A 22,311-nucleotide genomic window follows, 5' to 3' on the forward strand; every position below is an offset into this window, starting at 1 on the left:
TTAAATCCAAAATTGTACGCGCACGTATGTTTTATGCTAATCCAAAGCCAGTTAAGCGTTTAAAATTAAATCAGTTCTTGAAAGTAGAGCCACCGCCGGATGACTATCTGATGAAATTGCAGAAACAACTTTCTGGATTTCAACGTATACTGGAAAGTGGTGATTTAAGTATCAATAAAGACGTTGAAAATGAGGAAATCACTTTAATTACTAAGGTCTTGCACGAATCTCAAATTAGTGAGCCAATCGAACGTGGTGTTGCTGCTTTACTTGCTTTCCATGGCCAAAATGAACCTGCTCCTGTTGAGGAATTAATCGAAGAAGAGGAAGAAGGTACCTTAACGATATTTAGGAAACTTACCCAACCTGCCAATACTGTACCTCTACTTGTTAAAGAAGTAGAGCAATTTTCACAACCCTTGCTGGCAATTAATGAAACACGCAATTATTTAGCAGTCATTGAACGTGCGAGTGGAGCAAAAGATAAATATGCAGGTACAGTAGCGAATGAATTAATCAAGGATTTCCAAATGGCAACCAGTTATCCTCCTCATGAACGGGATATAGTGAGTGTTGAGGATTTAGCTGAAATGGTGGTGGCTCTTTCTGACAAAATTGTCAGTGAACGTGAGAAAGCTAAGGCCAAAGCTCAAGAAGATTGACTGGAATAATCCAAAGACTATTGATCTTTCTTCAATCGCGGATATATCTCTTGATTTCTGTGCTTCGTTACGATTAATGAGTGTTTCTTTAAATTTATTATTAGTCCATTTTTTGCGCATAATTGCATCTAAACAGCGGAATTTTTAATAACTGCTTGTAACGCAATGATTAGTATGTTTTTATTTCATCATACTGGGGAAACTATTTATCGATAGAGGGTTTGTGTTGAGACGATTTCGTATTGGCTTACCAGGTTTTTTAATAGGGCATGCCATTTTGCTTGCGTCCTTATTGCTATTTGGTTGTAAAAGTAAACCTAAATACACACCCGAAGAAGATCCTGCACTAAGATTACCCTTTAAGGTTGCGCAGACATCAGATAAGGCTATGATACGTTTGCAAAAGAAACTTGCCAGTCATGGTGTAAAGGTTGTCACTATAGGAGAAGATTATTTAGTCAGTATCCCTTCCTCTGCGTTGTTCCCAGATCAATCACCTCGGTTAACTTGGGCTTCCTATGGTTTGTTAAATAAAGTGGCTTGTTATTTAAAAGAGTTTCGTAAGGTTGGCGTGAATGTAACCGCGTATAGTAGTAAATATGTTTCAGCAAAACGTGAGCATGCTTTGACACTGGCAAGAGCAAGAGCTGTAGCTGATTATTTATGGTCGCAAGGTATCGATAGCCGTTTTATCTTTACAGAAGGATTGGGGAGTGATAAACCTATAATGGCCTACACTCAGGGTGGTGATAAATCACCGAATTCGCGTATTGAAATTACTTTCAGAGACACGATTGTTTAAATGAGGGTGCAATGAGTCGAGAGACTTGGAATTTAATCAAAAATTCTAAAAATTTTTATATTCAAACCTATCGTAGGGGGAGTAAATACCTTATTGTATCGGGATGTATAAATTTACTCTTGTGCTTGATTATATATTATCTTCACCTACATCAGCCGGAGCGTAGTTTTTATGCTACTAGTGGGATTACTCCTCCTATAAGGTTGAATCCCCTAAATGAGCCAAATTATACAGGCAACGCATTACTTCCGCCTGATCCAACGAATGATGATGAAGTGAAAGTTATACCGCAATAACCGAGGAAATTATGGCTGAAGATGCTTTGACAATTGTTGCTATGAGGAATGATTTTTACCGTGATGGTCAACGCAAAACTATGATCACGCTTATCATTTCAATATTAGTCAATTTCGTTCTGGCTTCACTTTTAGTTTATATGATTACTCATCCACCGGCGCCTAAATATTTTGCTACAAGCATCAATGGCAGAATTACTCCTTTATATCCTCTTAACGAACCTAACCAGTCTGATTCAGCAGTACTGCAATGGGCAAACCAAGCGGCTATTGCTGCCTTTACCTATAATTTTGTGAATTACCGCGATGAGCTACAAGCCTCATCAGGATTCTTTACTGCTGATGGTTGGACCCAGTTTTTAACTGCTTTGCAACAGTCAAATAATTTGGATGCAGTAAAAGCTAAGAAACTTATTGTTTCTGCAGTAGCGACTCGGGCTCCCATTATCTTACAAAAAGGGATCTTGAATGAGCGGTACTCTTGGCGTGTACAAATGCCGATTTTGGTAACCTATCAGAGTGCTAGCGAATTTTCACAGCAAAATAACGTAGTGACTATGTTAATCACGAGAGTATCAACACTTAATTCCCCTCGTGGTATTGGTATATCACAGTTTGTTGTTGGGCCAGCTAGTGGTGGTATAAGTTGATGAATAAGAAGAAAAAAGTCGTTCTTCGGCTTGGTGTGCTTACTATTTTGTTAGGCAATGTAATTCCTTTTACTGCTTATTCTGCTGACCAATCAGATTCAGCACAACAGGCATTGCAACAACTTAGGATTTTGCAACAGCGTTTATCGCAAAATCAGGGGCAGCCAGGACAGCCACAACAAGGTAGGCCAGGTACGCCTCCTCCCAAAAATACAACTCCGCCGCCTACGGCAGCAACTCCAGCAGCGCCAGATGGTCAGGTCGTGAGTGATGCCGATAATGACCTTATTGATATTAAGGCCTTTGAGGGTGTTACGAAGCAAATGTTTCCACTCACACCGGAGCAACTCCTGCGCCTTAAACAACTTTATCAAACCAATGAGTATGCTAAAGCAGCGACAGCAGGGGTTCCGCCAAAACCAACAGCAACGTCTCAATTCGTTAATTTGTCGCCTGGTTCCACACCACCGGTTATTCGTTTATCACAAGGATTTGTTTCTTCCCTCGTTTTTCTTGATTCAACGGGTGCTCCATGGCCCATCAGTGCTTATGATTTAGGTGACCCTTCGTCTTTTAATATTCAATGGGATAAAACAAGTAATACGTTAATGATTCAGGCTTTAAAGCTGTACAACTACGGTAATCTTGCGGTTAGGCTTCGTGGTTTAAATACCCCTGTTATGTTGACTCTAATTCCTGGTCAGAAGGCAGTGGACTATCGTGTAGATCTTCGTATACAAGGTTACGGCCCGAATGCTAAGAGTACGCCGATGGAGAATGGTATCCCACCCAGCGCTAATGATCTTTTATTGCATGTTCTTGATGGTGTTCCTCCACCCGGTAGTCGGCGTTTAACAGTAAGTGGTGGTGATGCGAGAGCTTGGATAATCAATGACAAAATGTATGTCCGAACCAATCTTACTATTCTGTCTCCAGGTTGGATAGGAAGTATGACCAGTGCTGATGGTATGCATGCTTATGAGATGCAAAAATCGCCTGTATTACTGGTTTCCTGGCATGGAAAAGTCATGCAGCTCAAGGTAGAAGGGTTATAATCAAATGGCAGGTAAAAAAGAGAATCTTAAGGCATTATTTACCAATACCCGTACACGGGTAATTATTCTGTTTACAGGTATTTTACTGATAACAGCGATTGTAATTGGCATAACAAAGTTTAAATTCTCAAGTGATTTAGGACCAGGTGCTTCTGCCAATGTGAGTATGGTTCCCAGTGGGATTCAATCAATTCCTGGCGCACTTGATCCAACGGTACAATACGCAAAACTACAGGAAGCTCAAAATGTTGAGCAGGCTCAATCAGCGTTAAAAACTGGCGGAAGTTCTATACCAACTATTATTCGTACCCAAGCATTAGGGGCGGGCGTACAGCCGATAGGTGCGCAAGCCGGTGAAGGCGGTGTGGGGTTTACGACTTTAGCCATGGAAGACCAGGGAGGAGCGCAGAGAAGTTTATGGCTGCAAGCGTTAAAGAACAGCAATTGTAGTAAAGCTACAGTAACTAAGGTTGTTAATGAAGGAGCTGTTCTTACTGATTTGAAATCGGCCTGTACTTGTATTCAACTTAAAGATAGCGGCTATCAGCTTTCGGATTTGGAACGGATTTGCTCTTGTAAAGAGTTAAGGGCAGCCGGGTTTAACGCTCGCCAATTAAAAAGATGCGGGTTTTAGTGCAGGAAGGCTTAGATTATGTGGATTTGATGCCTGTGAATTGCGAAATGCGGGTTTTACTGCTCAGCAGATGAAGGATGGTGGTTTTTCTGACGGTGAATTGAAAGGAGCAGGTTTCTCACCAGAGGAAATTACAAAAGCGAGTGGTTTGCCGAATGGAATAACCGAAGCTGATGTTCGCAAAGCCGGATGCCAAGTCGATGCATTAAAGCGCCTACGGGCTGCGGGTGTGACTGCTGCAGCAATTCGGCGTATCAGTGGTTGTAGTGCTGCTCAATTAAAAGCCGCGGGTTATAGTGCAGCTGACTTAAGAAATGCAGGTTTCAGTGCAGCTGATCTAAAGAACGCAGGTTTTACCGCAGCGCAGCTAAAACAAGCTGGTTTTAGTGCAAGAGATCTTCTTAACGCCGGTTTTACACCTGAGGACTTGGCTAATGCCGGATTTACGCCAGGGGAAATTGCAGCTGGTGAATCCGAATTACCACCTGGAATAACACCTGCAGATGTTAAAAAGTGCTGGTTGTGATGTTGCAACTTTAAAGATGGAGCGTTTGGCTGGGGTGAGCGCTAAGCTGATTAGGCAATATGCTGGCTGTAGTGCCAAAGCATTGAAAGAAGCCGGGTTTACGGATAGCGATTTGGCTAATGCTGGTTTTACGCCTGCACAAATCAGTGCAGCGGGGCCGGTTGATGATAATACCATTCGTGCAGCTGGCTGTGATCCTGAAAAATTAAAAGCTCTTTTTGCCAGAGGTGTATCAGCTACTAGAATACGTACTTTAAATGGTTGTAGCGCACAAGCTTTAAAGGCGGCTGGTTATGATGCAAAACAATTAGCTGCAGCCGGCTTTACGCCACAAGATTTGTTAGCAGCTGGTTTTACACCGGCGCAAATTCGGGCAGCAACAGATGTATCCGATGACGCTATACGGGCTGCCGGTTGCGATCCAGTCAAATTAAAATATTTGTTTAGTCAAGGGGTTTCAGCGAAACGTATACGTGAATTAAATGGCTGTAGTGCAGAAGCTTTGAAAGCGGCTGGTTATGGTGCTAAAGCCTTGTCTGATGCGGGTTTTACTCCCCAGCAATTATTGGATGCAGGTTTTACCCCCCAACAATTAGGTCAGGCCGGAATTAAAACAGCAGCGGTAATTGCAGCTGGCAGAACGGCAGATTGCAGTGTTGCTTCATTAAAAGCGGCTCGTGCGGCTGGTGTCTCTGCGACTACAATCAGGCAAACACTTGGTTGTAGTGCGGCAGCAATGAAAGCTGCAGGTTATACTGCTGCAGAATTAAAAGATGCGGGTTTTACAGCCGCTGAACTTAAGGATGCGGGTTTTACAGCTGCTGAACTTAAAAATGCAGGTTTTAGTGCTAAGGAATTGCGAGATGCAGGTTTCAGTGCTGCCGATCTTAAAAATGCGGGCTTTACTGCCAGTCAATTAAAAGAAGCAGGGTTCAGTGCTGCCGATCTTAAAAATGCGGGTTTTACTGCTAGTCAACTGAAAGCAGCTGGGTTTAGTGCCAAAGATCTAAAAGATGCTGGTTTTAGTGCAGCTGCTTTACGTCAGGCGGGTTATTCAGCAAAAGATTTAAAAGATGCTGGCTATACCGCTGCAGACTTGAAAAATGCTGGTTTCAGTAACGCAGATATACAGGGTGCGGGTTTTCCTCCGGATACTTCTCAGTTGGCAGGTTTGCAAGCAGCAAATCAACCAACCGCTGCACCATCTAACTTAGCAGGGATACCAACTGTACCGGGACAAGCTTCTTCTGCTGCCTCAGCACAGGCAGCACAAGCACGGCAATTACAGGAGATTTTGAAGAAACAGAACCAACAGTTGGCTGACCAAAAATATCAGCAAAAAATTCAACAACGTACAGCACAAATGTTAGGTGTTGCGAATCAGTCACTACAAGAGTGGAAAAAAGTAGCTACGCAAGCTTATACCGGTGGATCTGAGGAAAAAGCAGCTCCAGGTGCAGAAGGTTCTGGTGTTGGTATGTCTCAGTCAGGAATGGCCGGAGGCCAAGCGACCGGTCCAGGTGGTGCAGGTGGCAGCACTCCTTCACAAAAAGCGATTGTTAAAACCGGCGATATCTTATTCGCAGTTTTAGATACATCCGTTAATAGTGATGAGCCAGGTCCTATTCTTGCGACGATTGTTTCTGGTAAATTAAAGGGCTCTAAATTAATAGGCAGTTTCAATTTGCCTGCGAATGCCGATAAAATGGTGATTAGTTTTAATACATTATCAGTCCCGGGGGCTGCTAAAACTGTGACTATTAGTGCTTATGCAATTGATCCCAATACCGCTCGCACAGCATTATCAAGTAGTACGGATCACCATTATCTTCTCCGTTACGGTTCTTTATTTGCTTCTTCTTTCCTGGAGGGGTTTGGTAACGCCTTCCAATCAGCCAACACGACAGTGACAATTGGTGGTACGGGCGGCGGTGATAATATTACTGTCCAAAACGGTATTGGGCGCTCTGCACTAGAAAATGCGGTGATTGGTTTGGCGACGGTGGGTAAAAGTTGGGGGCAGGTTGCACAGCAGCAATTTAGCCGACCTACAACCGTCGAAGTCTATTCAGGTACTGGTTTGGGTATATTATTTACTCAGGACTTAACCTCACTTTAACTTGATGAGCAGGTAAAAATGGCAGACGACAAAGATGAATATGGCGATGAATATCAGTTTGCTGATCTGGATGTAATAAGTCCGGATTCATCGGATGAAGAGGAAGGTTCTTCCGAAGCAGCTAGCCAGGCAAAAAACAGTCTGATGGCGGCGGCAGAAAAGATATTAGACGAAATGCACTAATTGTTGTTGGTATTGTGATTGTTATCATGCTTATTTATGAGTTGTGGGGTGCATTTTTCTCCAAAAAGACAACCGATACAGAGGCAACAACCGTTCCGCCAATAACAACAGCGACACCTCAACCTACTCCAACACAGCCACCTGTCACTGTGCCAGTGCAACCTGTTGCACCGCCTCCAACAACTCCAGTGCAGTCAGGGCTTGATAATGCACAAATTACTCAAAAATTATCTGCTTTGGAAGTAAGTCAACAAAATCTGCGTTCTGAAGTTAATGCGCTGAACGATCAGTTAAGTGGTATTAGTAGCAATGTGAATGAGTTGACTACTAAAATAACTGATCTGAATCAAATGTTAACTACCCTGGCAGCTAAAGTGGATCAGCAATCCAGCCAAATTGCCATATTGACAGCCAGAACTGCTCCTAAACCTCCGCCTCGTGTAGTTCATAGGGGGCCTCCGCGGCCTGTTTACTATATTCAAGCAGTAATACCTGGCAGGGCATGGTTAATTGCAACAAATGGGTCTACACTTACTGTTAGAGAAGGAACACAAATAGCTGGTTATGGTGTAGTGAAGCTGATTGATGCGCGTCAGGGACGTGTAATAACCAGTTCGGGTCAAGTAATAAGGTTCAGTCAGCAAGATAGTTGAGGCAAATAAAATATGTCTGGAACTAATAATTCTTGGATAGCAAGTCAAGTCGATGTTTTAACCAATCTTGCAAATAATTTGCTCCCTGTTGAGCGCATGATTACAGGAGCCGCTTATGTAATTGGTTTGGCATTCGCTTTTAAAGCCATTTATAGTTTGAAGATGTATGGTGAAGCTCGAACAATGATGTCGAGTAATACTAGCATGAAGGAGCCAGTAATTTATTTCATAGTAGCGGGGATGTTAATTTATTTTCCCACGGGACTTGCTATTATGTTAAATACCACTTTTGGTTCTTCAAATATTTTACAGTATGCACCTGTAAACAGTAATAATCCTTTGATAGGTAGTTTGTTTGGTCCGGGCAACGAAGCAGGTTGGGCGTTATCTGTTATAATCCAGGTAATAGGAGTTATTGCGTTTGTGAGGGGCTGGGTACTTATAGCGCGTTCTGCCTCACAAGGTCAGCCTCCGGGGGGGACAGGTAAAGGGTTGATGCATGTTTTTGGTGGTATTTTGGCGATGAATGTTGTAGCAACGCTACAAATCATCAATAATACATTATATGGTACAGGTGGCTAATAATAGGAGATATTAAAGTGAAGAAACCAGTAACATTAAATACAAAGCGTGATAAGAAGAAACGCTTATTGATGTACACAGCTTGTATTGGTTTATTGATTATTGCTGGAGAGGTGGCCGCTTCCAGTAGTACTATCGGGAGCATGGCATCACAAATTACTGCATCATTTACAAACTTGGCTAAATTAATTACTGCAGGTTCGTATTTGGCAGGCCTAGGTTTCTCTATCGGCGCCATTATGAAATTTAAGCAGCATAAAGATAACCCGACCCAGATTCCAATTGGTACGCCTATCGCATTAGTGTTTATCGCTGCTGCGTTATTATTCCTGCCCTCCATTCTAGGTGTGGCCGGTGCTACCATGTTTGGTAGTGGTGGTGGTTCAACTGCTGGTCCTACTGGTACAATTTTCAGTGGTAGTGGTGGTTAAACTAAACTTATTTTTGAAAATCAGGAAGGCAGGTTTTGCTTCCTGATTTTGTTATTAATTAATTTGCTAATTATTGAGAGCGTAGTCATATGGCTGAGCAGGGGCGTAATACGACTTTAAAGCTTGTAGCGAGTCCTAGCTCATGGCGTCTGTATTCGGCCAGAAAGGCTGATCAGCGTTTTAAAGCTTATGAGCTAAAGGTTTTTCAACGCGATCGTTATACCTGTCAGTTTTGCGGTTTTCAGGCAAGATTATTCCAGGAGGTTGTGAACCTTGATTATGATTTTACTAATAATCGATTGTCTAATCTCGTAACGGCTTGCTGCTTTTGTGCTCAGTGTTTTTTTATTGAGTCAGTTGGCGTCGGTGGCTATGGTGGGGGGTACACTAATTTATCTCCCAGAACTAAGCCAGCCAGAATTAAACAGCCTTTGTCATGTTCTTTTTTGTGCAATTACTAATGATACAGGGTACAAATCCAGTGCTCAAAATATTTATCGTAGTTTTAAATTCCGCTCTCAAATTGTGGAAGAGAAATATGGTGAAGGGACCAGTGATCCAGCAATATTTGGTCAATTAATTATTGATTCTAATATTACATCAAAAGATGTCTCTGAAAGTCTTTTTAAAAACATTCGTTTATTACCTTCTAGAGCCAAATTCCGCAAACAAATCGAGCGATGGGCGGCAAGTGCTTTAGAAGAAATTACAGAAAATAAATAATTGAAGTGGTAAGCATGACTGCATAAGAGTCAAAATTAGTAGAGTTCATTGAAATATTCGTTTAATGGTAGGGAAATGGCATGGGGAACTGGTCAGAATCATTTTTGAAGGTGTTGATACCTTTTTGCCTGGTTAAGTACTTCATTGAAGCAAACAACAGAGTCTTATTGTGATTTGGAAACTGCTGATAGTCCAACTGTCCTAGTGAACCATGACGGCGCTCTACTGTCTGTTCTGAAAATTGAAGGCGTTACCGCGCTTGCTGGTGCCGAAGAATTTGATCGCTTGGTTGAGGGTTTGAGTAATGCGTTTCAGGCTGCTATGGGCAGACCCGGTCATGCCCTGCAAGTTTACTTTAGTCACGACAAGCAAAATATCAGAAAACTTATCCAAGATATTTATGCGCCTGCTGATGCAACTGCAAAACGCCTTGAACTGAGTCTTGACGATTTATTCAATGAACGTGTTAGTTTTCTGGCCCAATATTGTGCTGAAGAGAGGTTATATTTTGTTCTTTATACTCGTCCTTATAACCTATCTCAAGAACAATTAAAGGCGGCAAATAAAGCTAAAATGAAAATGTTGAAAGACACAAAAGCACCGCCTTTTAAAAATGCCCAGACTCTTTATGCAGCTATTCCAGAGTTACGTGATACACACGATGCTTATGTGCGTTCTATACTCAACGATCTTGATGCGCTTAATATCTATGCAAAATTGGTTGAAGTTCACGATGCAGTGCATGCTATCCGCATGACTGCGGATCCTGATTTTACTGCTGATGATTGGCTGGCTACACTTCCTGGTGATAAGATTATGCCGCGTGAAGTGAATAATTTTGATGGTGATCCTTCCGATCTATTGTGGCCTTCTCTAGCCAAACAAGTGATTCCACGCGATGCGGAAAGTCTCGATCTACGTACAGTTCGGGTTGGTAATAAAATTTATTCTTCCGTTTTTATTGATTTATTTCCCAAAGATGTTAGGCCTTTTATTAATTTGTTTGCCCGTATTTTACCTTCTCATATTCCTTGGAGAATATCATTTTTAATAGAGAGTGAGGGATTAGGTACTATCAAGCTTAAAGGTTTATTGTCTGCGATTCTCAGCTTTTCTTCTGCTCAAAATAGGTTAATCAGTGATTCGGTAAACTTACTAAAATATTTACAACTTAATACAGATGACGCCATCATACGTTTACGAGTGGTTGCGACTACTTGGGCCCCAGAAGGCGAGCTTGCTCTATTACGACGACGTAGTTCGGAATTAGTTAAAGCGATCGAGGGATGGGGGTTCTACTGAGGTGTCTGAAATCTGTGGTGATCCTTTTGCGGGCTTTGTCTCCAGTATGCTAGCCACAACACTAAATAGTGCTGCCGTGCCTTCTGTTGCGCCTTTATCAGATGTAATAAGTATGTTACCGATTACACGACCTGCTTCTCCCTGGGAGCATGGTGCTTTACTATTTCGTACACCCGATGGAAAGCCTTGGCCATTTCAGCCTGGCTCGACTCAACAAACGACCTGGATTGACTTGGTGTATGCACGCCCCGGTTCTGGTAAGTCAGTATTATCTAATGCGCTGAACTTGGCACTTTGCTTATCAGGGGGGCTAACCCGCTTACCTCGGATAGCCATTATTGACATTGGTCCTTCAAGTAGTGGGCTAATCTCACTTCTTAAAGAGGCGTTACCTGCATCTAAACGCCATTTGGTAGCTTATCATCGACTACGTATGACGCCTGATTATTCAATTAATCCTTTCGATACGCAGCTGGGTTGCCGTTACCCAACAGCGATTGAGCGTTCATTTTTAGTTAACTTCTTAACTCTGCTAACCACTCCGCTAGGCGCAGCAAAACCGTATGACGGGATGCCTGATTTAGCAGGTATGGTCGTCGATGAATTATATAAAAGTTTGGCTGATGAATTTAATCCCACCCCTTATGCACCAGGGGTTGAAGAATTTATTGATAGTATTTTAGAGGAAATTGGTTTTGTTCGAGATTCAAAATCAACTTGGTGGGAAGTAACCGATTCTCTTTATTCAGCAGGTTTTGTGCATGAGGCGATGTTGGCGCAACGTTATGCGATGCCCTTGCTTGCAGATGCTGCATCAATCTGCCGTACACCCTCCATTGAAGATTTATATGAAAAAGTAACTGCTCCAACCGGCGAATCATTGATTAATGCTTTTTCTCGCATGATTTCTGGTGCAGTTCGTGAATATTCAATTCTATCAAGGGTAACAAGCTTTGATATTGGTGATGCGCGTGTTGTGTCTCTCGATTTAGATGAGGTTGCTAAGAGTGGTGGAGACGCCGCCGATCGTCAGACTTCGGTCATGTACATGTTGGCACGTTATGTACTTGCCCGCCATTATTATTTGACTGAGGAAAGTTTGAATAATGTCCCAGAGCAATATAAGGAATATCACAAAGAGCGAGTTTTAGAAATTAGGGAAGATCCAAAACGAATTGTTTATGACGAATTCCACCGTACTGCGAAATCCTCTGCAGTTCGAGATCAAGTCATTATTGACATGCGTGAGGGTCGTAAATGGAAGGTACAAATTGCTTTGTTATCACAATCTGTTGATGACTTTGATGATATCATGATTGATTTTAGTACGGCCATTTATGTAATGGATGCTGGTCCATCACAAGCAGTAGAAAAGACCAGTCAGATCTTTGGTTTATCCAATACAGCCAAAGTGGCATTGCGTACTCGAGTACATGGCCCTCGCCAGGGGGGAGCAACTTTTCTGGTACAATATGCAACCAAGAACGGTGTTAACGTGCAATTATTGACTCTCACTCTGGGACCGGTAGAGTTGTGGGCGTTTAGTACCACAGCAGAAGACGCGACGGTGCGTAATCAATTGTATCGCCATTTAGGACCCGCAGAAGCAAGAAGATTATTAGCTGCAATGTTCCCTAATGGCTCGGTTGCTAAAGAAATTGAAGCCAGGTTGGCTTCAATGAGAGAGCAAACGGGTCTTATTGAGGAAGATGCAAAATCTAGTGTTGTAGAGCAATTAGTTGTCGATATTCTTAATGCCTACGCGAAAGATCCTAATGTGAAGATCTTGCCAAAGCACTAATTTGAAAGCGTCTCATGTCGTTGTTATCCTCGAATTTAACCAAGCCATAACAGCTCTGCAGAGATAGCGCGGGATAACGTCACAAAAGAACCAGCTAACGCTTTCTAAAATTTATTTGGGGAGCAAAAGGGTAGTCTCACTACTATTTACTTCTTGTTCATAGCTGTGGATTTCTACCTTGTATTTGCTGATCAATAAATAAGCTAAAGGTACAACATATAAAGAAAACAAAGTACCGACTACCATGCCGCCAAGAATAACCAAACCTAACTGTTCCCGGCTTTCACTACCAGCACCAGAAGCCAATGCCAAGGGCAGCGCTCCTAAGACCATTGCTAGAGTAGTCATCAATATGGGGCGCAGCCGGATCCGAGCACTTTGCATGACTGCATTCAACCGGTCATGGCCAAGCTTGAGCTGTTGATTGGCAAATTCTGTGATCATGATGCCGTGTTTGGTAATCAAACCTATAAGAGTCACCATCCCGATATTACTGTAAATTGATAAGGAACCACCAAACAGATAAAGTGCAATAACAGCTCCGACCAGACATAAAGGTACGCTGAAAAGTACAATTAGAGGGTCAATAAAACTTTCAAATTGTGCGGCTAACACAAGATAAATAAATAAAAGGGCAAGTAAAAAAGCGTATAAACTACTGCCTGATGATTCAAGATAGTCTTTCACAGCGCCGGTGAAATGATATTGAATATCTTCTGGTAATTTTTCCTTCAACAATTTTTTACCTTGGTGATTACTTCATTCAAATGAGTTCCTGGAGCCAATTCTGCAGTGATGTTAGCGGTACGTAAACGATTTAGGTGAGGCAGACTGTCTGGGCCAATGGTATTTTTTACTTGAATCAGGGTTGATAAAGGGATCATACGTCCGCGCCCACTTTGAACATAGAGCTTATTTAATACAGAAATATTACGGCGTTCGGTCTGTTGTAGTTGTAGAATTACTTTATAAGCTTGGCCATCATAATTAAAATTCACCGGGTTACTACCTCCCAGCATCGTAGAAAGTAATTCCGCTACATCAGCTAGATTCACATTTAGATCAGCTGCTAACTGTCGATCAATTTCAACATCAATCTGTTCGCTATCCAAAGCCAGATTATTTTTCACATGTTTGAAGCGGGAGTCCTCACTCAGGAATTTGGTAATTTCGTTAGCAATTTGGTTTAATCGCAGGTATGACGTATTTCCTAAAAGGGCCATACTAAACTGACTATTAATTCCTCCGCCACCACGATGACCTAAGGGGTTAGGACTTGCAGGAAAAACATTGATACCAGTAATTTTTTGCATTTTCTCGCTAAGCTCATTGCTTATTTCTCTTTGACTACGGTGCCGTTCATTCCAGGGTGCTAATTTTAAGAGAGTAAAAGCTGATGAAGGTTTTACTGAGGTAAGATAGACTACTTTTTCAGGAATTGTTTCATAAACAGCCTCTAGTTCTCGACTATATTGATCAGTATAAGCAGTGCTGGCATTAGTCGGTGAAGAGATAGGGGCGATGATATAAGATTGATCTTCAGTTGGAGCAAGTTCCGCACCTAAGCGCAGATAGCAAAATAAACCAATCAGGCAAGAACAGAAGATTAGAATACCAAGGCGTAAAGGTTGTTTAAGTACAGCAAACAGACTTTGATAATAACGAGCACTTAGTTTTTCAAACTGTTTGTCTAACCACAGGCTGTAACGACCTTCTTGATGTCGTAACAGTCTTGAACACATCATAGGGGATAAACTTAAAGCAACAATACCAGAGATAATCACAGTTAAAGCCAGGGTAGTTCCGAATTGCAGGAACAATTTGCCAGTAAAGCCGGCAACAAAGCCCATCGGAGCATAGACTGCTGCCAAGGTGATTGTCATTGCTAAGACAACAAAAACGATTTCCGTACTTCCCTTTATTGCTGCTTGCATGGCAGATAATCCTGTCTGCATATGACGATGGCAATTTTCGAGTACAACGATGGCATCATCAACCACCAAGCCAATTGCCAATACCATTGCTAATAAGGTAATCGTATTTAATTCAAAACCCAGCCAGTACATAGGCCAAAACGCACTTACCAGACAAATAGGAATAGTAATGATAGGAATCATTGCTGCCCGCAAATTCCCTAGAAAAAGAAAAACTACCAGTCCAACGAATAAAATAGCTTCAATAAACGTTTTATAGACTTCATGAATAGAACGTTTAATAAAATTGGTTGAGTCAAAAACAAGCTGAATACTAAAACCCGGCGGCAAGGTTTGTTGTAAGGTAGCCAATGTTTTTTAACCGCTGCTGCTACTTCAACAGGATTTGCAGTTGATTGGGCCAGGATAGCGAGTCCAACGGCGGATTTACCATTGATGCGGAGCAAATTATCTTCATTTTCACTGCCTACAGAAACAGTAGCCACCTCAGACAGGCGGATGAGTTGATTATTACGATGGGCAATGACGAGATCAGCAAAATGTTTAGCATCTTGTAAACGCGCATGAGTGACTACCGTATAATAACGATTAGTGCTCTTAATTTGACCGCTTGGAATATCAAGATTTTGCTGGGTAAGTGCATTTTTAACTTCGGCAACAGTGACTCTGTGGGCTGCCATTTTTACCGGATCTAGCGCAATTTTAACGGCGTAATCTCGTCCACCATGGTAGGTTACCTCTCCGACACCTTTAATTTCTTGTAGCATGGGTTTGATATGACGGGAGACATAATCAGTAATTTCAAGGGAGTCTTTTGTTTTATCATGAAAGCCAATGACGGCAACAGGATTTGCATCAGCGTCATTTTTACTGACGACCGGTGCATGGCTATCTTTGGGAAGTTTGGCCTGGATCGCCGACATTTTGTTACGAATATCGCTAACGACCTCATTAATATCAACACCCAGTTGAAAATCAATATTCACGCGGCTTTTACCTAACATACTGGTGGAGCGTAGCGAGTCAATGCCTGATATACCCGACAAGGCATTTTCAATGGGAATAGTAATTTCTTTTTCCACTAATTCAGGGCTTGCCCCATCATATTCAGTAGAAATATGAACAATCGGTTTATCAATGTTGGGTAAATGTCTAACCGGCAATTTGTTGAAATGAATCAAACCGGCAATAACCATCAGTAAAGTGAAAACAATTGTAAAAACAGGTCGTTGAATACAGCGTTTGGAAAAATTCACTCTATTCCCCTACCCTTCATGAATATCGATGACGTGGCTTCCTTCCTTGAGCTTGTGTTGACCTCGCACAATAACAATATCATCAGCTTGCAAGCCGCTACAAATCTCGGTCATTGAGGCGTGATGTGCACCGGTTTCGACAGGGACAGCGACTGCTATATCATCCCGTAATACAAAGATTTTTTGACCATGGATAGTGGGAATCAGGCTTTCTTCGGGAACCAGCAGACGCTTTTTCTTTTCACCAAATTGGTGACTGACTCGCACAAACAATCCTGCAGATAGTATGCGTTGCGGATTATCAATCAAGGCTTCAACAGCAATGGTTCGGGTTTCGCGGTCAACTGCGGGATCAATATAATTAACGACTCCTTGAAAAATTTTTTAGGAAAAGCATCAGAAACAACACTCACTTTTTGTCCTTCTTGTAAACGAGGTAAATAACGCTCTGGCAGATTATATTCCACTCGCAATTTTTGGTTAGCAACCAAATGTACCAGTGGTTGACCAATTTTTACATATTGTCCTACACTGACTTGCCTTGAGCCTAGTGTTCCGGAAAAAGGTGCCCGTAGGCTTAATTTTTCTAATTGGGCCTTTTTGGCTTTTACCGTATTCTGTTTTTCCTGCAGATCAGCCGAAGCTTGATCCAAGGCTTGCGCTGAGGCAAGTTTACGCTTGGCTAATTCACTCATCCGTTGATAGCTTGTTTCGCTTAAGGTGAGGTTGGCTTCTGCGCTGGCTAATTCGCTTTTTAAAACAGTGTTATCAAGTTGGATTAAAAGAGTGCCTTTTTTTACACTCGCTCCTGGTTTGAAATAAATCGCTGCAATTTGACCGGCTAGCTCAGAACTAATATCGATATTATCTGTGCTGGCAAGACTGCCCAGGGTTTCAAATTGCTCCGCTAAGACTTTTTCTGTGACTGGTGCCGTTTCAACGGTAATAGCATTCATTGCGATTGGATTATTAATCGCTTTCTTGTGTCGAAAAATAAAGGTGGAAGTTAAAGCGATGCCCAAGAGTGTCAAGAGCAAGAGCGTGGAGCGAGATTTCATGCAGAAGGCACCCTGTAGCCAAAGATCGGAAGATTATAAAGCACTTTGGACGAAGATTCAAAAATTGGCTTAGGAACTCCGCAATCTTGCTGGTGTATTTGAAGTATAAAATCCAATTAATTAAGTGCTGCTTTACCATGCATTTACCGTAAAATTTATGCCATAGTTCATTATTTTTACGGCAGAAGATGAAGATTGCCTTACTAATTTTCTTAGGAATTATATATAAGATTCTCTGATAATTGTAGGGTATTTACTGTGGTAACCATGGGAAAAAAAGTAGCTCTGGAATTCAGTATACTTGCGTATTTAATCGTGAGGTCTGATGCTAATTGTCGATAGTACAAATGGATCACTATTTTATAGTAAATAGGTTATCAAAATAGTAACTAATTAGATAAAAAATTAACCAAATTAATGAGGTGAGTTATTCTTACAATAACATTAACTATTTAAATGGAGGTAAAAAATGGATACTAGACTTGATTATTATAAAATCTCGCCCGACGCTGTCAAAGCTTTATATAATCTTGAAAGCCATGTTAGCAAGTGTGGTTTGGAAAAGATTTTATTAGAATTGGTTAAATTAAGAGTATCGCAAATCAATGGCTGTGCCTATTGTGTTGATATGCACACTATGGAAGCACGTAAATTAGGTGAAACAGAGCGACGCTTACACGCTGTCGCTGTTTGGCGCGAATCTCCCTTTTTAGCGAGCGCGAGAGAGCGGCTTTAGCGTGGGCAGAGTCTGTAACACTCTTGGCAAAAACGCATGCTGACGATGTGACTTATCAGCAAGTTCGTCAATGTTTTAATGAATTGGAAACGGTAGAGTTGACAATGGCAATTATTACTATAAATAGCTGGAATCGTCTTGCTGTATCTTTTCGTAAGTTGCCAAATGAATAGAAATTGAGAAATAGTTGAATTGGAGAGGACTAATATCTTGCCAGCAGTAAAGTGTTACTGCATGGCAAGTAGTATGGTTTTACTTATTGCCCAGCATAGCATTCTGGTTACAGAAGCGCACTTCATCTTGTTTATCAAATCCTTGAATAGCAGTAACAACAGGTCGACTAATTAGGCTAATAGCCGATTTAAGGAAACTTGCTACAGCGAATAAAAAGGCAGCGCCAGCAACTATCAGGTAATGTGATGTTTGCAAATCTTTGTCGATAGAGACTTTGTCTTTAGCTTTCATGAAACCAGTGTGAATTGCCAAATCTTGAACACCTTCCCAAATGACAGCAGCAGTTGCTACGGCTGCGACGGCTAAACTCATCAGAGGTATGGTAGTGGCACCAACGACTTCATCAAAATAATCATGGCCATCACGTAAACTTTCAAAAAGCTTTAAACGCTCTAACGCTTGTTCAGATAAAAAAGCAAGCCCCTCATCCATATTCATTTGCATGAGTTTTGCACCTTTTTTCTTAAATTTTTCTTCCAGAAAATCCAAGTGATCGGAATAGTTTTGGAAAAAATTCTTATTTGCGTCAGGCGTTTTTTGACCTGTACAAACTTTTACGTTTTGGAAAAAACTAACTAGGCCCATTTCCACTCCCATATGTTAACTAAATTGAATTTATGGTTATCAATTATACATTTATTTAATTTTTCGTCAATTAATTTAACAAATTGATAATAATAGTTGAAAGTAATTTTACAGCTTATTTGAAAAGAAGCTAGACTTGATCGGCGCTGGTTTCCCGCTTGCGTTCGGGAAAGACATGAATTTTAAATCAAAACTAAAACCATTTTATTCAAAAATAAGACGGATTTATCGGGGGGCAGCCTCTTTCGAGGCAGCAAGTTAAAAATCTCGGGTCTTAAGATGATTATTGTTCATCCTTTGCTAACCAAGTTGTCAAAACCTCAATAATTTTACGTGCCTGTTCTTCACTGGAAATATTGAACTTTGATTTCATCCAATATTGGTTATTACGTTTTTGATAACGTCTAATGGAGTATTTGACGGGACCAAAATCTTTTTACTATTATCCCAATCTTGGTAACGGAACATAATCGTCGTCCAAGCGCCCTTGGATAATACCTCTTTTCCCAGTTCGCGAGTCGTTTCGGTTCCATCTTCACTGTAAGCAATTGTTAAATCATCAATCGTTTCACTCATGGTTATTTTCCACGCTGTAAATTAATCGATGGATTGTAATTTGCCGTTAACAAATGTCAAGCTAATTGGTGATTGGTATTGTCCAGGCTGATAAATCCACAACTCTGGTTTTTGATTGCTCACTATGGGTTGATTAATATAGGTATTATTGACTACGGAGGGGTTACCACAAGCGTTGTAAACCGAGGTTACTGGATCCCCCACCTGAATACTCCTGCCTCCACAGATAGAAAAGGCATTGCTGCTGTTACCATTGATACGAATGGCACTCACTTTATTATCAATAACATCAACTTCCAATTGAGCGCCGCTATTTGTTCCCACAGGAACAGACCACACACCATAAAAGGCTGTCTGGCTACCCTGGTTGTTAAACATGAGTTGTTGCATAGGTACTTTTTGAGTAACCGGACGATTTAATTGCTGTTTGCTCAAAGGTTGTCCACAAGCAGCCATTACCTGGTCTGTAGTCATCCCAATATTAATGTAGCCTGCATTTTGCGGACAATAGACAGATTGAGCAGCAAGTACATTGAAAGATAGAGAAAAAGAGGCTATCCCTAAGGCTGTTATGAATCGGCTAGTCATAAGCTTGTCCAAAATGGTTGCAACCTGATTCAATTATAGCTCTCCCAATGCATTTTTGCAGTTTAAAAATCGGCTAAATAAGTCGTAAAGGCATTGATGCACTCATGAACAGAGTAATAACTTTTAAAATAATTAGAATAATAAAAGGAGAAAAATCAAAGCCAGAAATATCAGGTACTAAACGGCGTCCTAATACCAACAAAGGATCGGTCACCATCTTGATAATATCAGCAACAGGGTGTTGCCACATTGGATTGACCCAGCTCATAACGACGCGGATTAAAATCATATAGAAAAGCAGATTACAGGGTTGCACAATAAGATCAGCCACAGAGAATAACAGAATATAGGATATTGGCATAAGCGTCTTATAAAGAAGCAAACCAAGTACTGTAAATTTAATGAATTCAACAACAATAAGCAGGCCAAAACAGACCCAATCATAGCGCTGTTTTGCAGGTGGTTTTGCTCCTATCAGTTGCTCAATTGGAATGAGCAATGGATTCGTTAATTTGTTTATAGCCTGATGAACGGGATGTAAGCTGCTCACATGGAAATAACGCAAAAAAAGGCGTAACCATAAAACAAACAAAAACAAATTGAAAAATAGGCTGACTAGAAAATAGGCAACCGTTATTAGTCCCCCCATCGTATCCTCGCAAAAATGTTAATTTAGAAATTTATCCTAGCGTGTTATAGCATATTGCTGTGCAGATTATCTGCGAAATACCACTAATATATTACTAGGATCCCAGTTGTTGTGCGCGTTCACAAGCTGCTTTCATTGCCTGAAATATCAGCTCTTCGAATCCTTGTTGTTGCAGTATATCGAGTGCAGCGGCAGTTGTACCAGAGGGAGAGGTCACCTTTTTTCGTAAAGCGGACAATTCCAGAGTATTATTCTTGGCCAAATGAGCGGCTCCAAGGACTGTTTGCAAGGTGAAAGTGTGGGCAATTTCTTCGTCAAGTCCAAGTTTTTTGGCAGCATTAATCATCGCTTCCATGAAAAGAAAGACATAAGCAGGCCCACTACCGGATAAAGCAGTAAATGAATCAATATCGCTTTCTTTCGTAACCCAGGTGGTGAGGCTAGACGCTTGAAAAAGTTGTGCGATTAGGTGCTTCTGTTCGTTGGTTACATAGTCATTCGCTATTAAGGGCGTGGCTCCTTCTTCTACAGCGATTGGTATATTAGGCATACTACGGACGATTGCTTGTTTAGTTGGGCAATATTGAGCTAACCAGGATAGACTTATGCCGGCTGCAATCGAAACCAGTAAGCAATTTGAAGGCAGGTGGGGACTAATTTGAGTTAAAACAGTCTTTAGGTTTGCTGGTTTAACGGCTAAAAAAATGACGTCGGCGTCATTAATAACGGCCAGATTATCATGGTCGGTGTGAAAGCCATCTTCACTAATTCCTTTTGCAAGGGAGGGAGAGGCAGCAAAAATTTGGTAATCACGGTTATTGCGTAAGGTATGCGCAATTGCCTTTGCCATGTTGCCGAAACCAATAAAACTAATCTTCATCGCTGTTAACCCTTTCTTTCACCAAAGATAGCGCGGCCAATGCGTACTATAGTACTGCCAGCACGAATCGCTGCTTCAAAATCATCACTCATTCCCATAGATAACGTATCCATGGATAGATTTAATTTTTTATTCAACTCAGATAATAAACGAGTAAGACGCAGAAAACTCTCGTATTGTCGTTGCGCATTGCCTTGAGGACGGGGAATGGTCATTAATCCTCTCAATTTCAATGAGGGCAATTGACTGACAAAAAGAGCAAATTGTTCAGCTTGAGCCGGGCTCATACCCGATTTACTCGTTTCTTCGTCCAGGTTAATTTGCAGGCAAATATTAAGTGAAGGCTGTTGTTCATGACGATATTTAGCCAGCATCACCGCGATTTCTTCACGGTCGACACTATGTACCCAATGAAAATTTTGGGCTATATGCCGCGTTTTATTACTTTGAATTGGGCCGATAAAATGCCAGTGAATTGCTAAATTGGATAAGGTATGAATTTTGGTTTGTGCCTCCTGCAAATAATTTTCGCCAAAATCACTGATTCCTGCTTCAAATGCTTGTTTAATTGCATCGCTTGATTGACCTTTGCTGACAGCCAATAATTTTACTGTATCTGCTCCTCGTCCATAACGTTCGGCCGTTGTGGTGATGAGCTTTTGAATTTGATATACGCGTTCGCCAATGGTCATAAGTTAATGCAGCTTAAAAAGCCTAAAGATAGCAAATTATTAACCTGTCTAACAATGTTTACTCTAGACACGGTTTTGGCTACTCTGCAGGATAGTCCAATGAGTGATTGAAAAAACAGGGATTGATATGGATATCAAGGAATTATTAGCATTTGCAGTAGCAAACAAGGCCTCGGATTTACACTTATCAGCTGGTTTGCCGCCCATGATTCGTGTAGATGGAATTTTGCATCAGGTAGCTCTTCCGGCTTTGCAGCAGCAAGAGCTTAGTCAGCTCCTTTCTAATAATATGACTACAGAGCAAAGAAGCGATTATCGACAGTATAAGGAAACTGATTTTGCTTTTGAAATTGCCGCGCTGGCGCGTTTCCGAGTGAATATTTTTCATCAAGCACGAGGTTTGGGAGCGGTATTTCGTGTTATTCCATCAAAAATTCCCAGCATGGCGGAGCTCGAATTGCCACGGGTTTTTACTGAAATTGCATTTTATTCTCATGGACTGGTATTAATTACTGGGCCTACCGGTTCAGGGAAGAGTACTACGGCTGCTGCATTGCTTGATCACATTAATGCAGTCCGTTCTCACCATATTCTTACGATTGAAGATCCGATTGAATTCATCCACCAGAGTAAAAAATGCCTGATTAATCAACGTCAGGTTCAGCGTGATACGGCCAGCTTCAATACAGCTTTACGCTCAGCCT

The 22,311-nt window shown here is 41.4% G+C and carries 18 protein-coding genes and 6 pseudogenes; 15 read left to right on the plus strand and 9 right to left on the minus strand.

Features of this window, described 5'->3' with window-relative positions; genetic code table 11:
- From BN58_RS22935 to BN58_RS22955, 12 genes and pseudogenes are all read left to right on the plus strand, one after another.
- Nucleotides 1–662, plus strand: a pseudogene (locus BN58_RS22935) (phosphoesterase); the annotation flags it as partial.
- 223 nt (nt 663–885) lie between these two features.
- Nucleotides 886–1,464: a type IVB secretion system protein IcmN/DotK gene (gene icmN / locus BN58_RS07055; protein WP_019216233.1), complete on the plus strand. Its 579-nt coding sequence runs from the start codon at nt 886–888 to the stop codon at nt 1,462–1,464.
- 11 nt (nt 1,465–1,475) lie between these two features.
- Nucleotides 1,476–1,760: a type IVB secretion system protein IcmM/DotJ gene (icmM, locus tag BN58_RS31590; protein WP_083852135.1), complete on the plus strand. Its 285-nt coding sequence runs from the start codon at nt 1,476–1,478 to the stop codon at nt 1,758–1,760.
- An 11-nt stretch (nt 1,761–1,771) separates the two neighbouring features.
- A complete protein-coding gene (locus tag BN58_RS07060) occupies nt 1,772–2,410 on the plus strand; it encodes a type IVB secretion system apparatus protein IcmL/DotI (RefSeq protein ID WP_019216234.1) in 639 nt (212 codons plus the stop codon).
- Nucleotides 2,410–3,465, plus strand: coding sequence for a DotH/IcmK family type IV secretion protein (locus BN58_RS07065; protein WP_019216235.1), 1,056 nt, complete (start codon nt 2,410–2,412; stop codon nt 3,463–3,465). Before BN58_RS07060 ends, BN58_RS07065 begins: the two co-directional genes overlap by 1 nt.
- A gap of 4 nt (nt 3,466–3,469) precedes the next feature.
- Nucleotides 3,470–6,744 (plus strand): annotated as a pseudogene (gene dotG, locus BN58_RS22940) (type IVB secretion system protein DotG/IcmE).
- An 18-nt stretch (nt 6,745–6,762) separates the two neighbouring features.
- Entirely contained in the window at nt 6,763–6,927 is a 165-nt protein-coding gene (locus tag BN58_RS33285) for a hypothetical protein (RefSeq protein WP_019216239.1), read from the plus strand.
- An 11-nt stretch (nt 6,928–6,938) separates the two neighbouring features.
- The gene (gene icmG, locus BN58_RS22945) at nt 6,939–7,580 is read left to right on the plus strand and encodes a type IVB secretion system protein IcmG/DotF (RefSeq protein WP_232220419.1); all 642 of its coding nucleotides are present in this window, start codon (nt 6,939–6,941) and stop codon (nt 7,578–7,580) included.
- Between the two features lie 12 nt (nt 7,581–7,592).
- Nucleotides 7,593–8,162 (plus strand): hypothetical protein, encoded by a 570-nt coding sequence (locus BN58_RS07080; protein WP_019216241.1) that lies wholly within the window; start codon nt 7,593–7,595, stop codon nt 8,160–8,162.
- A 71-nt stretch (nt 8,163–8,233) separates the two neighbouring features.
- Nucleotides 8,234–8,593: a hypothetical protein gene (locus BN58_RS07085; protein WP_040916239.1), complete on the plus strand. Its 360-nt coding sequence runs from the start codon at nt 8,234–8,236 to the stop codon at nt 8,591–8,593.
- Nucleotides 8,594–8,682: 89 nt separating this feature from the next.
- A pseudogene (gene icmJ, locus BN58_RS22950) lies at nt 8,683–9,316 on the plus strand (type IVB secretion system protein IcmJDotN).
- 80 nt (nt 9,317–9,396) lie between these two features.
- Nucleotides 9,397–12,419: pseudogene (locus BN58_RS22955) on the plus strand (type IV secretion protein IcmB).
- Between the two features lie 111 nt (nt 12,420–12,530).
- Here BN58_RS22955 and BN58_RS36875 read toward each other — a convergent pair.
- The 3 genes and pseudogenes from BN58_RS36875 to BN58_RS07110 all read right to left on the minus strand — a co-directional run bounded on the left by BN58_RS36875 (nt 12,531) and on the right by BN58_RS07110 (nt 16,667).
- A pseudogene (locus BN58_RS36875) lies at nt 12,531–15,549 on the minus strand (efflux RND transporter permease subunit).
- Nucleotides 15,550–15,618: 69 nt separating this feature from the next.
- Nucleotides 15,619–15,918: an efflux RND transporter periplasmic adaptor subunit gene (locus BN58_RS07105; protein ID WP_019216245.1), complete on the minus strand. Its 300-nt coding sequence runs from the start codon at nt 15,916–15,918 to the stop codon at nt 15,619–15,621.
- The gene (locus BN58_RS07110) at nt 15,915–16,667 is read right to left on the minus strand and encodes an efflux RND transporter periplasmic adaptor subunit (protein WP_026069326.1); all 753 of its coding nucleotides are present in this window, start codon (nt 16,665–16,667) and stop codon (nt 15,915–15,917) included. The genes BN58_RS07105 and BN58_RS07110 overlap by 4 nt, the downstream gene beginning before the upstream one ends.
- Before the next feature lie 469 nt (nt 16,668–17,136).
- On the opposite strand from BN58_RS07110, the gene BN58_RS33295 reads away from it, so the two are divergent.
- Together BN58_RS33295 and BN58_RS33300 are read left to right on the plus strand one after the other, a co-directional pair.
- A complete protein-coding gene (locus BN58_RS33295; protein ID WP_232220418.1) occupies nt 17,137–17,403 on the plus strand; it encodes a carboxymuconolactone decarboxylase family protein in 267 nt (88 codons plus the stop codon).
- A gap of 23 nt (nt 17,404–17,426) precedes the next feature.
- On the plus strand, nt 17,427–17,576 hold the full coding sequence (locus BN58_RS33300; protein ID WP_019216246.1) for a carboxymuconolactone decarboxylase family protein: 150 nt from the start codon (nt 17,427–17,429) through the stop codon (nt 17,574–17,576).
- A gap of 79 nt (nt 17,577–17,655) precedes the next feature.
- Here BN58_RS33300 and BN58_RS07120 read toward each other — a convergent pair whose 3' ends face one another.
- From BN58_RS07120 to BN58_RS07145, 6 genes and pseudogenes are all read right to left on the minus strand, one after another.
- Entirely contained in the window at nt 17,656–18,222 is a 567-nt protein-coding gene (locus BN58_RS07120; RefSeq protein WP_019216247.1) for a hypothetical protein, read from the minus strand.
- 283 nt (nt 18,223–18,505) lie between these two features.
- Nucleotides 18,506–18,798 (minus strand): annotated as a pseudogene (locus BN58_RS22970) (hypothetical protein).
- 21 nt (nt 18,799–18,819) lie between these two features.
- Complete coding sequence (locus tag BN58_RS07130; protein ID WP_026069328.1) at nt 18,820–19,386, minus strand: DUF2845 domain-containing protein; 567 nt, start codon at nt 19,384–19,386, stop codon at nt 18,820–18,822.
- A gap of 73 nt (nt 19,387–19,459) precedes the next feature.
- Nucleotides 19,460–20,035 carry a YggT family protein gene (locus BN58_RS07135; RefSeq protein WP_019216250.1) on the minus strand — a complete coding sequence of 192 codons (576 nt, stop codon included), beginning with the start codon at nt 20,033–20,035 and terminating at the stop codon, nt 19,460–19,462.
- Between the two features lie 94 nt (nt 20,036–20,129).
- Nucleotides 20,130–20,915, minus strand: coding sequence for a pyrroline-5-carboxylate reductase (proC, locus tag BN58_RS07140; RefSeq protein ID WP_019216251.1), 786 nt, complete (start codon nt 20,913–20,915; stop codon nt 20,130–20,132).
- Nucleotides 20,916–20,920: 5 nt separating this feature from the next.
- Complete coding sequence (locus BN58_RS07145; protein ID WP_019216252.1) at nt 20,921–21,607, minus strand: YggS family pyridoxal phosphate-dependent enzyme; 687 nt, start codon at nt 21,605–21,607, stop codon at nt 20,921–20,923.
- 127 nt (nt 21,608–21,734) lie between these two features.
- Between BN58_RS07145 and BN58_RS07150 the strand changes: the two genes are divergently transcribed.
- On the plus strand, nt 21,735–22,311 hold a 577-nt coding region (locus BN58_RS07150; RefSeq protein ID WP_026069329.1), incomplete at its 3' end, for a type IV pilus twitching motility protein PilT.

Source organism: Legionella tunisiensis, from assembly GCF_000308315.1.
Lineage (GTDB): Bacteria > Pseudomonadota > Gammaproteobacteria > Legionellales > Legionellaceae > Tatlockia > Tatlockia tunisiensis.